Source organism: Moraxella tetraodonis (genome assembly GCF_022359095.1).
Lineage (GTDB): Bacteria > Pseudomonadota > Gammaproteobacteria > Pseudomonadales > Moraxellaceae > Faucicola > Faucicola tetraodonis.
This window is the reverse complement of sequence record NZ_JACSYB010000001.1, coordinates 743,800-757,383: the sequence shown is the minus strand read 5'-3', so window position 1 is coordinate 757,383 and position 13,584 is coordinate 743,800. Positions and strand designations below refer to the sequence as shown.

Genomic DNA, 13,584 nt, shown 5'->3' with positions numbered 1-13,584 from the left:
TTATACACACCCTTGACTGATAGCATCATGCAGTTGCCCTCGATTGGGCGTGCCATACCAGTCCAATAATTGTAAAAACGGCAAATCTGCCAAACTATCACCAAAACCAAAACAAGGCCGGTTTTTATCCAAATGATAGTCGAGCAAAAAACGCATCGCGTGATGCTTGTTGACGACGTGCGGCAAGATTGCCAAGTTATTGGCATTGACATGGATATAAAACTCATCGCCCAAATCAGCCGCCTCATTTAGCACACTCGGCAGCTGTGCTGCAAACTGTAGCAAAGCATCGTGGTCTTTATGCTGATGTTTGATGGCGACATATACCATCAAATCCGTCGCGTTATTGTCTACTATAAAGTGTTCATAATGTGGGGTTATGCGTAGTGCTTCAAACCCTGCCAATCGCGCCATAAGCTGGGTCAGTTTGGCTTGTAGCGCCACCAATTGCCCTGCCATTAGCCGCTGCCAACGCGCACAAAGCTGCCCCGATGGCGCTACAATCACTGCACCGTGGGTCAAAACTTGCCAACTATCAAACGGCAGTTTCACGCGCATAATCTCAGTGGTATCTCTTGCGGTGACAGGGATGAGCTCTGTTGATTGGGATAACCAATTAAAAAAATGGCGCTGCTTTGGGGTCAAAAAGCTCAATGGCGCATTCTGCTTATCGACGGTCGCCGCCACTAACCCATCCATTGGCAATTGCCAAGCTGCAATTTTTCGCTGGGTTTGAAACAAGGTATCATCCAAATCCATCAAAGCATAAGGCTTGACTAGAGCGACTTTTGATTCAAAAAAACGGGCTTCGGGTTTAAAAAAATCGGTCATTCACACTCACTTTTATCAAACTTAACTTTTATCGTTCTTGTGCTTAATTAGCTTTCGGACTTCAGGTATCGGACTCCGGTTGTCGGGTTTAGAATGTCAGATTTTGGGTCTTGGTGAAATTACCATGACATTATCAAAGCGCTGCCAAAACTCATCCACGCTATCTTGGGGGGTTTCCACGCACAACAGCACCCAATCCCACGCATCAGGCGTCACGTTATAAACAAAATTGGTCATGCCCAAGCCATAATGATCAAAGAACTTGATAACGCTAGTTACGGCGCTATCAGCATGGATGGCGATGGGTGACCGCGTCAAGGCGGAAAACTTGACATCCGCTTGATGCTGCGCCAGACTTTCGGCAAGCAGCAACGGCAACCAAACAAACTCATTACTGCCTAGCACCAAGATTTTTTGATGAGCAAATGACGCTAAGGTCAATTGTCTTTGTCTCAGCATATGCTGCAAACCTTGCAGCAAAAAATCCAATCCCGATGTACTATCGCGTGTCGGTTGCCTACCCCAATTGCCGGTAGGCAGCAGTGGCTGACTGCCTGCCTTTGTGGTTGACACATTTGGCATGGTAACCGCGGGCGCATTTACCCTATCTTTCCACGTCCAATCTCCTGCCAGCAAATGATGGCGAAAAAAGGCGATGTCATTAAAAATATTACTATCCGTTTTGCCCAGTTTTTTGTCCAGTGACCAATCAACCAACGTCGCCAAATGCACTTGCTCAAGCTTACTCATTCCTGCTTGACGCAGGGCGTTGACCACATTTTGACAGGTATTGCCTGTGGAGGCTTCGTCATCGACTATAATCAAGGTTTTGGCGTTTTCAACGTTCGCTTGTAGCTCGCTGTCATCACTTTGGTAAATCAAATGCACGCTTGCATGACTATGATCTTCGCTAAACGTGGTAAGCAGCTCTGCTGCCTGTGCATGCCGCGTCGAGTTGAGCAAAATAGCTTGTGGATAACGCGCCTGCAGCACTTGATGCACCCCTGCAGACAGTCCAACAGCGGTCTCCGCCATACCAATTACCACAATTGGCTCGGGCAAATCATCGGGTATGAGAGTTGCCAACTGGGTGAAGGCTTGTCGCATCTTATCGGGAGATACCGGAATATGTCGCCCCAATACTTTGGATACAAACAAAAACGCGCGCTTGGGATTGATACGCTCAGCAAATCCCAACAAATCATCAAGCTGATAATCAGCAGTGGTTTGATAACGTAAAGTAAGCTCGCCACGCGATAACGAAATAGTTTTTTGCTCGGTCATGCCGTCTGTTGTCCTGTTATTTTTGCGTTAACCGATTTTGACACTGGTCATGAGCGGACGCACGATGCAAGGGGTGATGGTATCACGTACTGCTGCTAACTGCGGTTTGGTAATACAGCCTGACCAATAGGCAAAAGCTAATTGGGTTAAATTCATTGTGCCGTTATCAAAGGCATGATCGGTGTAACCAATCCCACCAGAGGCGCGGCTATTGATTTCCAGTACCTTGTGCGTCCCATTTTCATCCGCTTTGGTTTGGATGCTCACAATACCATCGGCTTTTAGGGCTGCCACCAGACGCTTGACAAGTGCCATCACTGCCTCGTCATAGCCCACATGCTGCTCACTGCCTTCTTTATAGCGCGTCACTGCGGCTAACACTTCCCCTGTCTCACATACCACATCAATCGAATATTCTTTGCCTGCTAGATAGGGCATCAGCAGCATAGCAATGGGTTGTTCTTTTACCAGTTGGCTATGGTTATAGGCGTGCAAAAATTCTGCAAGATGAATTTTTTTAGCATCGGTGAAGTATAAATGCTCAAAACTATCCCACGCATCGACCGCTGCCGTATCGAGTCGCCAAAACCCTTGCGCAAATATGCCTTTAACGGGTTTTACACATAACGGCTGCTCACCATGCAACGCGAGCAGTGCCATTAACTCATCTGTATTATCGAACTGCCAGCCACTTGCCACAGGGATATCATGTTGCTGGCAAAAAGCTGTAAAAGCGGCTTTATCATCCATTAATTCAAGCGTGGCTGTGTCAGTTGCGCCTGTCAACAATCGAATACCGGCTGCTTTGAAGTCTTGACGTCTGGCTTCATAATCTTGGCTATTGCGTCCTGTCAATACCACTTTGCTATTGTGCTTTTTGGCCTGTGCAAGTACAAACTCAACCCGCTCACTTGGCTCGGATGGCTCTTGGTACGCTATATCGGCACAGTTTAAGATTTCTGGTCGTGATTGTCGATGGGATGCCACGATGGTCATGGGTAAGTTATATTGGCATTTCATGGCTTGCATGGCAAGTAGCATCTCACGCTGGCTTGACTGCCCTTCTGCCAACCAAATTGAAAACGGGGTATTACTGGGGTTTAAAATCATTCAATTTCCATTAGCAAATCTTCATACAACTGTAATCGATTGTCATTGAGATATAACATGCTGAGTGTGTAGCAAGAATTATATAGCAGGTGGTGCAAAATTTTAATGTATCTTGCTAAATAAATCGTGGCTGCCACTGCAGGATATGCTTGACTACTTGTCTTTGCTTAACTTTTCTTTGCTTAGTAGGTAAGACTTATTATTTTACCAATCACATAGGTATCTTATATCTATACGCATGAGGCGCAACTATTATTGGCGTGCTTTGCCAAACAATATTTGCCAAACAACGTTTGCTACACAATGATAGCCCTATTCAGACCCGTAGTGTTACGATGTTTCAAGGGTTAGGGTACTAGATAAAAATTATTGTTTTAGCCATAAAACGCAGTATAATCCATAAGCTTTTTTTTACTCACCATTAACTTTTGCTTTTACATGGAGATTTGCCCATGCAAGTTCAGCCTATCGGTGATATGTATGCCAATCACAAAGAATTGACGCTAAGGGGCATTATTCTTGGGGCATTAATCACTGTCATCTTTACCGCGTCCAATGTATATCTTGGACTTAAAGTCGGTTTAACGTTTGCCTCGTCCATTCCGGCGGCGGTGATATCAATGGCAGTTTTAAAATTTGCCAAAGATAGCAATATTCTTGAAAATAATATTGTACAAACCCAAGCTTCTGCGGCAGGTACTTTATCGTCTATTATCTTTGTGTTGCCAGCGTTATTAATGCTCGGTTACTGGACAGGGTTTCCGTTTTGGCAAACCACTATTTTATGTATCGCTGGCGGTATCTTAGGGGTGATTTTTACTATTCCGCTTCGCTATGCGATGGTCGTTAACAGTGATTTGCCCTACCCTGAAGGCGTTGCCGCTGCTGAAATTTTGCGGGCAGGCGAACAGGACACATCAGATGATACCCCCGCTCAGTCAGATGCCTCAACAGGCGCCAAGGATATTGTGATTGGTGGCGCGTTATCAGGCATTGTAGCGTTTTTGACCGGTGGACTTAGGGTATTGGCAGATTCGGCAGGCTACTGGTTTAAAGCAGGGTCGGCAATTACCCAATTACCCATGGGGTTTTCTTTGGCGCTACTTGGCGCAGGCTACCTAGTTGGCGTAGCGGGCGGTATTGCTATTTTGCTGGGTATCTTTATTGCTTGGGGTGCAGCGGTGCCGATATTGACGAGCATGACGCCTCAGCCCAGTGACGTGGAAATGTCGGCATTTGCCATGAAAATCTGGAAGGAAAATGTCCGTTTTATCGGTGCAGGTACCATTGGTGTTGCCGCGATTTGGACGCTACTCACGCTTATGAAGCCAATGATTGAGGGATTAAAAATTTCCATGCAGGCGCTCAAAGGTGGCAATTCATCAAACCTCAGTCGTATGGAGCAGGATTTATCGCCCAAGGTTATGATCGGCTGGACGGTGGTAATGACGTTGTTATTGGCGGTTAGTTTCTATCAGTTTGTGGCAGATACAAGCTTGCCAGCGGGTCTGGCATGGTTGCTAGTATTGGTTTGTACTGCCGTCACCTTTATCATTGGTTTCTTGGTAGCGGCAGCGTGTGGTTATATGGCGGGCTTGGTTGGATCGTCGTCTAGCCCAATTTCAGGGATTGGCATTATCTCGATTGTGGTGATTTCGCTCATTTTATTGCTTGTTGCCAATGCCTATCCGCAATTGTTAACCACGGGCGATGGCAAATTTGTCACCGCGTTGGCGTTATTCTGTGGTTCGGCGGTATTATGTGTAGCGACAATTTCAAATGACAATTTGCAAGACTTAAAAACGGGTTACTTGGTAAAAGCCACACCTTGGCGTCAGCAAGTTGCGTTAATGATTGGTGTCGTGGTAGGTGCATTGGTAATCTCCCCTATTTTAGAACTACTGTACAAAGCTTACGGCTTTACTGGGGCATTGCCTCGCCCTGATATGGATGCCTCGCAAGCCTTGGGTGCACCGCAAGCAACCTTGATGACCACAATTGCCAAAGGGATTTTTGCGCATAATTTGAACTGGGACTTTATCCTTATCGGTGTGCTGATTGGTGCGGTACTGATTGTCGCTGATACTTTATTACGCAAAACTTCAGCGGGTAAATACAGCTTGCCAGTACTGGCAGTGGGTATGGGTATTTATTTGCCACCTACCATTAATATGCCGATTTTTATAGGCTCGGTGTTGGCATGGTGGATTAAAAACCGTATCACCAAAAACAGTGCGGCGGCGCAGCGTGAGCGCAACTTAAAGTTTGCAGAGCGCAAAGGTACGTTATTTGCTGCAGGGTTAATTGTGGGCGAGAGCTTGATTGGCGTTATTATGGCGTTTATTATTGCCGCGTCAGTCACGACGGGCGGCTCAGATGCACCGCTGGCGCTTAAACTTGCCAATTGGGACAACATTGCCCAATGGCTAGGATTATTGGCATTTGTATTGGCTATCGTAATACTAGCCAGACGCGTGTTGAGCAGTGCCAAAACATCAGCATAACAAGCATTAAAATCTAATATCCCTATACATCCTTGACAATCAGTAAACCCTTGAAAATCAATATTTTCAAGGGTTTTTTATGTATCGCGGTGTAAGAAAATAGGCTCAACACCATAGGTTTAAAACCTTAAATTCAAAACCTTGGCGACGACATTTTTTCACAACTGTGATAGCAGCATAGGCAATCATTAGCCATTACAAGACTTTTAATAAGTCTAATAACACCTGCCAAGTTTTTGCCACGCTGGCGATTTCTACGCGCTCTTTGGGTGAGTGCGCCGCACGGATATTTGGACCAAAAGAAATCATGTCCATGTTTGGCGCTTTACCTTTAAATATGCCGCATTCAAGACCGGCATGAATCACCTGCAGTTTTGGCTCGCCTGCAAAATGACTCGCCATCACAGATTTTGCCACTGCCAATAGCTTGGAATCTGGGTCAGGTTGCCAGCCTGGATAATCATCGCTTAACTCTAGCGCTGCGCCTGCCAAATCTGCTAAAGCTTGTAGGCGCTGGGCGATGTCATCTTTTGGGGTTTCACCCAAAGATCGCATCAGACAACGTATCTCAAGGGTGGCGGTGTGATTATTGTCGTGAGTTTGGCCAAGCTTAACCACGCCCGTGCTAATTGATGTATCTACCACGCCGGCAAAACTATCGCTCATGCGTATCACGCCATTGGGTAGGCTACGCAGCAAGTTAAGCACACGCTGACTGTCGGCTATACTAAGGGCGGAAAGGTTGCTAGATGCCGGTGACAGCGCATCCGAGGCTACTAGTTTTTCAACAGTCACGGTCAGGTTGGGTTCCGTGATTTTATATTCAGCTTGTAGCGTTTGCAAGATAGTGGGAAGCAACTGGCTGATACGCTCAAAATCACCCAACACCGCCGCAGAGGCTTCACGCGTAATCACATTTCGCAGTACCCCACCTGTCCAGTGTTGTAGATAAAAAGGCGATGAGCCAAACAGGCTTGCCAGCACGCGCGCCAGTAATAAGTTAGCATTGGCTAAGCCTTTATGAATATCAATACCAGAGTGCCCACCTTGTAAACCGCTTACCTTAATCACCATCGGCGTGACATCCTCGGTTACGGTAATAAGCGGACAAGTTAACTGGAATGTTGCATCACGCCCGCCAGCACAGCCAATAAACAGTTCACCTTCATCTTCTGAGTCAAGGTTAATCATCGCAGGTGCGGTCAGCCACTCTGGGTGAATGGCTTGGACGCCGCCCATGCCGATTTCTTCTTCACAAGTCAAAATCAACTCAAGCGGTGGATGGACAATATCATCACTAAACGCCACCGCCAATGCCATAGCAAGCCCAATACCATTATCTGCCCCAAGCGTCGTATCGCTTGCCCAGACCCAATCGTCTTTAATGACAGGCTTGATAGGATCAGTGATAAAATCATGGTTGGTGGTTTCCCCTTTTTGTGCCACCATGTCAAAATGCGCTTGGATAGCCACCGCAGGATGGTTTGCCATATTGCTATCAAGCTGTACGCTTGCTGGTTTATAGATAAAAATATTGCCTTTTTCATCTTTTTTGACCGTTAACCCGTATTGCTGTCCGCGGGTTTGGACTGCTTGAACAATAAAGTCACCCAATGCGTGTTCATGAAAAGTAGGATGTGGAATAGCACAAATTTGATCAAACCATTGCCAAACAGCAGTGGGTGACAGTTGAGAGAGGTTGGTTGTCATGGTATTGCCTGATTTTTAGTGTATTAACTATCAAAGGCAATATTGTAGCGAATTTTACATACGAATGGTCAGCTTATTTCTGGTTAGCTTAGTTATAGCGCGATTGGCAAATGCACAGTAATATTCCATTTTAGAAAATGAAATATTGTTAATATTATTTTACAGAATATACAGGTTTTTACATAATAATTCACATACAGAATATCTATGATGAATTAAAATGTAAAAATGACTAAGAAAAAAAAATTATTCGCCGAAGGATTGACGGCAACGCACAATATTATTCAATCCTTTGCGCAACAGCGATTTGGCAATATAACCGAGGGCTTTGCCCAGTGGCAACAAGCCCAAATTGACAACCCGCCTGTGAATACCGTGTTTATTTATAACCCGCTTTTTTCATTAGCATAATCGCATGGCGTTGGTTTTTACCAGCCACGGATACATTGATAATGTCCTGCTTAAAGCTGCCCCATCTGGCGACTTTTGGATCTGGTGCGATGCGTGGGTTGGCTGGGTATTCACTGTTCAAGTCAGCAAATAAATTTTGCGCCTCTGCGCCACTGAGCCATTCCATAAATTTTTGTGCTTGTGCCGCGTTTTTGCTGTGTTTAACTACGCCAATACCCGATACATTGACATGGGTGCCTTGCCATTTTTGGTTGGCAAAATAGGGTTTGACCTTAATGTTTGGCTTGGTATCAAGCAGCCGACCATAGTAGTAAGTATTGGCGATACCGACATCACAGCGACCTGCGTCAATTGCTTCAAGCAGCGCTGTATCATTAGCAAATGGCGCGGTGGCTAGATTACTGACCCAACCTTTTAAAATACGCTCCATTTGTGGTAAGCCGTTGTGCTGAATCATGGTGGCAACCAAAGATTGGTTATAGACATTGTCCGACGTTCTTAAACACAGCTTGCCTTTCCACTTGGGGGTAGATAAATCTGCGTAAGTTGATAGCTGGCTTGGATTGATTTTGGTTGGGTTGTAAAAAATGGTACGGGCGCGCACTGACATACCAAACCAACGATTTTGTGGGTCTTGGAATTGCGGCGGGATATTGGTTTCGAGTACTTTTGAATTGACAGGTCTTAAGATGTTTTCTTGCGCCGCTTGCCATAAGTTACCGCCATCGACGGTGATGAGTAAGTCAGCTGGGGTATTAGCACCTTCTGCTTTAATTTTTTCGATCAGTACGCCTGCTTTATCGTTGACCAGCTTGATTTTTACGCCTGTTTGCTGCTCGTATTTTGCCACAATCGGCTTCAACAAATTATCAGCACGCGCTGAATAAATCACCAAATCACTTGCTAGCGCAGGTGTTACCGCGCCCATCAACATACCAAAAGTCATCAAGCGTTTCATAATTTACCCTTTTATTCGTCCTAAAAAATTATACCGAACACCCTACTAAAAAGCAGACCTTAACGATGCGACGGTGCAAGTTAAAATCGCCGCCAAACGTAGTGGTTTCGTAGTATAATATAGAATATTTATTTAAACAATAATAATTATTATTTACATTAAGGTTAACGATTTGGGTGCACATGAATAAGGGTATTGGTTTGGCTCGGTTTTGGCTAGTGCTATGTTCGACTCTAGTATTGCTGCCGCTTTTGGTGGTACTTACTAGCTTTGGTGAGATTGACCAAGAGATTTGGCAGTTTTTGCTTGATTATCAGTTGGGGTTACTACTTAAAAACACCCTGATATTGCTAATCACGACGTCCGTCGGGATTTTGCTACTTGGCGTGACCACCGCATGGCTAACGGCGATGTACCAGTTTCCAGGACGTAAGCTATTTTTTTGGGCGATGATGCTGCCACTTACTGTACCTGCCTACGTATTGGCGTTTGTGCAATTGGGTATGTTTGACTATACAGGTGCAATTAGTACCTATTTGCGAGAGCAGCAGGGGTTTGCACAAGGTCTGCCCGATATCCGCAATATTTGGGGATTATCGATTGTGCTGATACTAGCTTTTTATCCCTATGTGTATCTTCTCGCTCGCAACGCCTTTACCAGTATGGGACAACAGGCGCTGGAGATGGGCGCATCGCTTGGCTTGACGCCGCGCGAATCGTTACTCAAAATTGCCCTACCGATGGCGCGTCCATGGCTCATGGGTGGCTTGCTGCTGGCGATGATGGAAGTCCTCGCAGATTTTGGTGCGGTATCTGTCTTTGGGGTAGAAACCTTTACTACTGCTATTTATCAAGCTTGGTTTGGCTTTTTTTCCATTGATACTGCCAAACAACTGGCTTCTTTACTGGTGCTATTTGTATTTGTCATGATTGTGCTAGAGCAGCTGAGTCGCGGCCGCCGTCAATTTGCCACCAAAAAATCAACGGCAATTCAGCCAAAGCCGCTACCTAGTGGTTTGGGTTGGCTGACAACGGTCTATTGCGGTGTGATTTTGCTGGTCAGCTTTGTGCTACCTGTCATCCAGTTGATTGTTTGGGTGGTTGCACATTGGCAGCAGGGCGATGTGAGCGCGTTGCTCCAGCCGATGGGCAATTCATTAGTGATTGGGCTTGTTGGTGCGGTATTGGTTATGGTTGTGGCATTGCTACTTGTGATTGCCAAGCGCAGTGATAAGTCATTGTTTGCCACGATTTTGATGCGTATTACCACGCTCGGCTATGCCATCCCTGGTTCGGTATTGGCGATTGGTATTTTTATCCCAATTGCAGCGATGGACAATCTGTTATTACAATTTTTGCCCGTCAGTGATGGTACGACCGCTGTCATTAAAGGCTCGTTAATTGTGATGCTTTTAGCCTATATTATTCGCTTTTTGGCGCTGGCAGTGTCGAGCATTGAGGCAGGTTTTGAGCGTGTCCGTCCAAGTCTTGTGGAGTCGGCAGTCATCCTCAATGTGCGCGGTGTTGCGTTGATTCGCCGTTTGTATATCCCTTTGGTCAAAAGCTCGCTAGGCGTTGCCGTACTCATGGTGTTTGTCGATTTGATGAAAGAGATGCCCATCACGCTGATGACCCGACCTAGTGATTGGGACACACTCGCGGTGCGAATTTATGCCTTTACCATGGAAGGGCAGTTTCAGCAAGCCGCATTGCCTGCACTGGTCATTATACTAGCGGGACTGTTGCCCGTGATTTTGTTTTCCAAGGAAAGTAACGTAACATGAACTTCAATGATTTATCGCAGAACGCGGTATCGGATGCGCATTTGACTGTGAATGAGTTATCGCTCAGTTATCACGCGTCTAGCAAAACCGTCCTCGATCAGATTAGTTTTGAGTTGCCGCAAGGGCAAATTGCGTGTTTGGTCGGTCAATCTGGCTGTGGTAAAACCAGCCTGCTACGCTGCATTGCAGGTTTTGAAACCCCGACAGCAGGCTCAATTCAATTTGGCAAGCGGACGCTATTTGATAGCCGCACCCATATCAATATCCCTGCTTATCAGCGCCAGATTGGCATTGTGTTTCAGGATTATGCGCTGTTTCCGCATTTGACGGTGGCAGACAACATTGGTTTTGGGCTTCAACACTTGTCGAAAACTGATAGACAGAGCAGCATTGATGCTTTACTTACCTTGATAAGACTGGAACAGTTAGCATGTCGCTACCCGCATGAATTATCTGGCGGGCAGCAGCAGCGGGTGGCATTGGCACGGGCGATTGCCCCCAATCCGCAGCTGATTTTGTTTGATGAGCCATTCTCAAGTCTCGATGCCGATATGCGAGAAGCGTTGGCGATGAGCATTCAGCAGCTACTTAAAGCCAAACAAATTAGCGCCATTGTGGTGACCCATGACCAGCAAGAAGCCTTTATGATAGCGGATAAAATCGGTATGTTGGCAGATGGTCGATTGCAGCAATGGGACACGCCAATTCAATTGTATCAAGCCCCTAGCACCGCCACGGTGGCAAAATTTGTCGGCAAAGGCAGCTTTCTACAGGCGCAGCAACATGGCAATGAGTTGGTGACTGCAATCGGTGCGTTGCCAATGAGCAATTATCCTTATTTTGCAGACAGTCGCCAAGTGCTGATTCGACCAGAATGGCTATCGGTGGTACCCCAAACAAACAGCGCGGTTAATGGATTGATTACCGCCAAGCAGTTTAAAGGCAGTCATGTGGTTTATGAAGTGCAGCTTGCTAGTCAAGAGCGTGTGTTGGTCTACTCACCCACAGATGTTGCCATATTGGGCGAAACTGTGGGGCTGCTGATCGCTCACCTGCCTGAAAGCCGTCAATAAAGGCTAAGAGCCTTGTCAAATAATTTTACAGGGCTAGCGAGTAAAATTAAGTGTTTTATAGTCTATTTTGATATTCTGAACTGCCCCGGAATTGTCGGAGACCTAAAACTCTGGAACAATACCCTTATGAAAACTAAAAAACACTCAACAGAAGTTAAAAATAGAGCCGTCGAGTTGCTGATCGAATTGCAAAAGACTATCCTTCTCTATGGGCAGTCATAAAAGCAATTGCATTCTACCAATGGATATATATCGCCTATTATATACCCATAAAAACATGAATAAATCAGAATCCTCATGAAATCAATAATTTAGGCATTAAGAATGGTGCGCTCGGCGGGTGTCGAACTTGTTAACCATACCATCTCATAAAATACAGATATTTTAATAAATTCAATAGTTTAACTAATAGTATGTCTCATGCTATTACATAATTATTACCCTAATATCTGCATTTAATGTACACTAGAATGTACACTAAGACAATACATTATTGGGTTACTCATGGAAAAACGTAAGCCTATCATATCTGACCGCAGTATCAGCTCACACAAAGCCGAAGCGAAAGAATATCTAGTGCCAGTTAAAGGGCGTCCTAAGTTATATTTAATGGTACGCCCTAACGAAACGAAATCATGGCTCTTTCGTTATACGTCACCCACCAGTGGTAAAAGTCAACGTATTTCGCTTGGCGTTTATCCAAGTATTACGCTTGCTCGTGCCCATGAAATTTGGCAAGAATACCAAGATCTACTGAGCAAAAATATTGACCCCAAGGAAAATCGTGAGCATGTCAAGCAATCTCTACTCGTAAACAATAACAAGTCGTTTGGCAGATTTGCTGACGAGTATTTTGAAACGCTCAAATCAACGCTCAAGCCTAATACCTTACAACGTAAACTAAACTGCCTAAAACTACTTAAAGACAGACTTGGTGAAACGCCTATCGATGAAATAACGCCGCCGCAAATACTGTCAATGTTGATTGATGTCCAAAACCAGTTTGTTAAGGCAGACGGTAAACCTACAGAAAAGGCAGAACGCTGTGCCAGCATCGCTAGTGATATTTTCAAATATGCTAGCGCTCGTGGTTTTTGTAGTACAGACCCAGCCAGTATGGTAAAAAGCCAATTGATTAAGCCCGTATATGGTCACCGTCCCGCAATTATTCAACCCGATAAATTTGCTAAACTGTTGCAGGATATCGATTCTTTAAAAGATAAAGTTGATTCAAATACAATTAGCTCACTTAGGCTATTGCCGATGCTTTTTGTACGCAATGGCGATTTACGTCGTATGCGTTGGGCAGATTTAGACTTTAACGAAGCCAAATGGCGATTTCAACCACTTAAAGGTGAAGGCAAAGAACATATGGTGCGAGATATGGTTGTACCTCTACCCCACCAAGCAATAGGGATTTTAAAACAACAATACGCTATTAACGGGCATACGGAATTTGTCTTTTATAGCCCTTCCGCCAAAAAGAATGGCATTATTTCCGATAATACTGCAAATAAGCATCTTAAAGAATTAGGCTATCAAAATATCCATTGTGTTCACGGCTTTCGAGCAAGTGCCAAAACAATGCTTCAAGAGCAATTGAAATATCCTGCTCTAATTGTTGAAATGGGACTTGGTCATATCACTAAAGACCAAAACGGTTCGGCTTATGGGCGTTTTGAATTTTTTGATGATAGAAAAGAAATGATGCAAATGTGGGCAGATTACTTGGATGCACTTCGAACCAATGAGGATACATCCAAATTTAAAAATGGTAATATTACCGATGCAAGCCAACAACTTAAGCAGCTTGTCGCATTATTAGGAAAGGAAAATATATTAGAATTATTAAAATAACATTTAATTTTAAATAAAATATATAATATTATTAAAAAACCTTTTTCGTTAAAACAGCACTC

The 13,584-nt window shown here is 44.8% G+C and carries 10 protein-coding genes; 5 read left to right on the top strand and 5 right to left on the bottom strand.

The features are described from left to right. From H9W84_RS03370 to H9W84_RS03360, 3 genes are all read right to left on the bottom strand, one after another. Complete coding sequence (locus H9W84_RS03370) at positions 1 to 831, bottom strand: HAD family hydrolase (protein WP_239741655.1); 831 nt, start codon at positions 829 to 831, stop codon at positions 1 to 3. 96 nt (positions 832 to 927) lie between these two features. Further along, positions 928 to 2,115: a phosphoribosyltransferase domain-containing protein gene (locus tag H9W84_RS03365; protein ID WP_239741653.1), complete on the bottom strand. Its 1,188-nt coding sequence runs from the start codon at positions 2,113 to 2,115 to the stop codon at positions 928 to 930. A gap of 27 nt (positions 2,116 to 2,142) precedes the next feature. Further along, positions 2,143 to 3,225, bottom strand: coding sequence for an ATP-grasp domain-containing protein (locus H9W84_RS03360; protein WP_239741651.1), 1,083 nt, complete (start codon positions 3,223 to 3,225; stop codon positions 2,143 to 2,145). Positions 3,226 to 3,677: 452 nt separating this feature from the next. On the opposite strand from H9W84_RS03360, the gene H9W84_RS03355 reads away from it, so the two are divergent. Continuing rightward, complete coding sequence (locus H9W84_RS03355; RefSeq protein ID WP_239741649.1) at positions 3,678 to 5,729, top strand: OPT family oligopeptide transporter; 2,052 nt, start codon at positions 3,678 to 3,680, stop codon at positions 5,727 to 5,729. A 195-nt stretch (positions 5,730 to 5,924) separates the two neighbouring features. Here the strand turns inward: H9W84_RS03355 and H9W84_RS03350 are convergent, their stop codons facing one another. Continuing rightward, positions 5,925 to 7,439: an aminoacyl-histidine dipeptidase gene (locus tag H9W84_RS03350; protein WP_239741647.1), complete on the bottom strand. Its 1,515-nt coding sequence runs from the start codon at positions 7,437 to 7,439 to the stop codon at positions 5,925 to 5,927. Between the two features lie 228 nt (positions 7,440 to 7,667). Here H9W84_RS03350 and H9W84_RS03345 point away from each other — a divergent pair, with 228 nt between their 5' ends. Continuing rightward, positions 7,668 to 7,850, top strand: coding sequence for a hypothetical protein (locus H9W84_RS03345; protein ID WP_239741645.1), 183 nt, complete (start codon positions 7,668 to 7,670; stop codon positions 7,848 to 7,850). On the opposite strand, the gene H9W84_RS03340 is transcribed toward H9W84_RS03345, so the two are convergent. Then, positions 7,819 to 8,808: an extracellular solute-binding protein gene (locus H9W84_RS03340; RefSeq protein WP_144917243.1), complete on the bottom strand. Its 990-nt coding sequence runs from the start codon at positions 8,806 to 8,808 to the stop codon at positions 7,819 to 7,821. The two genes, H9W84_RS03345 and H9W84_RS03340, sit on opposite strands and share 32 nt — an antisense overlap. 182 nt (positions 8,809 to 8,990) lie before the next feature. On the opposite strand from H9W84_RS03340, the gene H9W84_RS03335 reads away from it, so the two are divergent. The 3 genes from H9W84_RS03335 (at position 8,991) to H9W84_RS03325 (ending at position 13,522) form a co-directional block, all read left to right on the top strand. Continuing rightward, positions 8,991 to 10,592 carry an ABC transporter permease gene (locus H9W84_RS03335; RefSeq protein WP_239741642.1) on the top strand — a complete coding sequence of 534 codons (1,602 nt, stop codon included), beginning with the start codon at positions 8,991 to 8,993 and terminating at the stop codon, positions 10,590 to 10,592. Beyond that, the gene (locus H9W84_RS03330) at positions 10,589 to 11,665 is read left to right on the top strand and encodes an ABC transporter ATP-binding protein (RefSeq protein WP_239741640.1); all 1,077 of its coding nucleotides are present in this window, start codon (positions 10,589 to 10,591) and stop codon (positions 11,663 to 11,665) included. The genes H9W84_RS03335 and H9W84_RS03330 overlap by 4 nt, the downstream gene beginning before the upstream one ends. Before the next feature lie 504 nt (positions 11,666 to 12,169). Next, entirely contained in the window at positions 12,170 to 13,522 is a 1,353-nt protein-coding gene (locus tag H9W84_RS03325) for a tyrosine-type recombinase/integrase (protein WP_239741638.1), read from the top strand. Positions 13,523 to 13,584 lie beyond the last annotated feature (62 nt).

What these genes read in the sequence shown, in the direction of transcription:
- H9W84_RS03370 (WP_239741655.1), bottom strand. Translation starts at nt 831, where the DNA reads ATGACCGATTTTTTTAAACCCGAAGCCCGTTTTTTTGAATCAAAAGTC.
- H9W84_RS03365 (WP_239741653.1), bottom strand. Translation starts at nt 2,115, where the DNA reads ATGACCGAGCAAAAAACTATTTCGTTATCGCGTGGCGAGCTTACTTTA.
- H9W84_RS03360 (WP_239741651.1), bottom strand. Translation starts at nt 3,225, where the DNA reads ATGATTTTAAACCCCAGTAATACCCCGTTTTCAATTTGGTTGGCAGAA.
- H9W84_RS03355 (WP_239741649.1), top strand. Translation starts at nt 3,678, where the DNA reads ATGCAAGTTCAGCCTATCGGTGATATGTATGCCAATCACAAAGAATTG.
- H9W84_RS03350 (WP_239741647.1), bottom strand. Translation starts at nt 7,439, where the DNA reads ATGACAACCAACCTCTCTCAACTGTCACCCACTGCTGTTTGGCAATGG.
- H9W84_RS03345 (WP_239741645.1), top strand. Translation starts at nt 7,668, where the DNA reads ATGACTAAGAAAAAAAAATTATTCGCCGAAGGATTGACGGCAACGCAC.
- H9W84_RS03340 (WP_144917243.1), bottom strand. Translation starts at nt 8,808, where the DNA reads ATGAAACGCTTGATGACTTTTGGTATGTTGATGGGCGCGGTAACACCT.
- H9W84_RS03335 (WP_239741642.1), top strand. Translation starts at nt 8,991, where the DNA reads ATGAATAAGGGTATTGGTTTGGCTCGGTTTTGGCTAGTGCTATGTTCG.
- H9W84_RS03330 (WP_239741640.1), top strand. Translation starts at nt 10,589, where the DNA reads ATGAACTTCAATGATTTATCGCAGAACGCGGTATCGGATGCGCATTTG.
- H9W84_RS03325 (WP_239741638.1), top strand. Translation starts at nt 12,170, where the DNA reads ATGGAAAAACGTAAGCCTATCATATCTGACCGCAGTATCAGCTCACAC.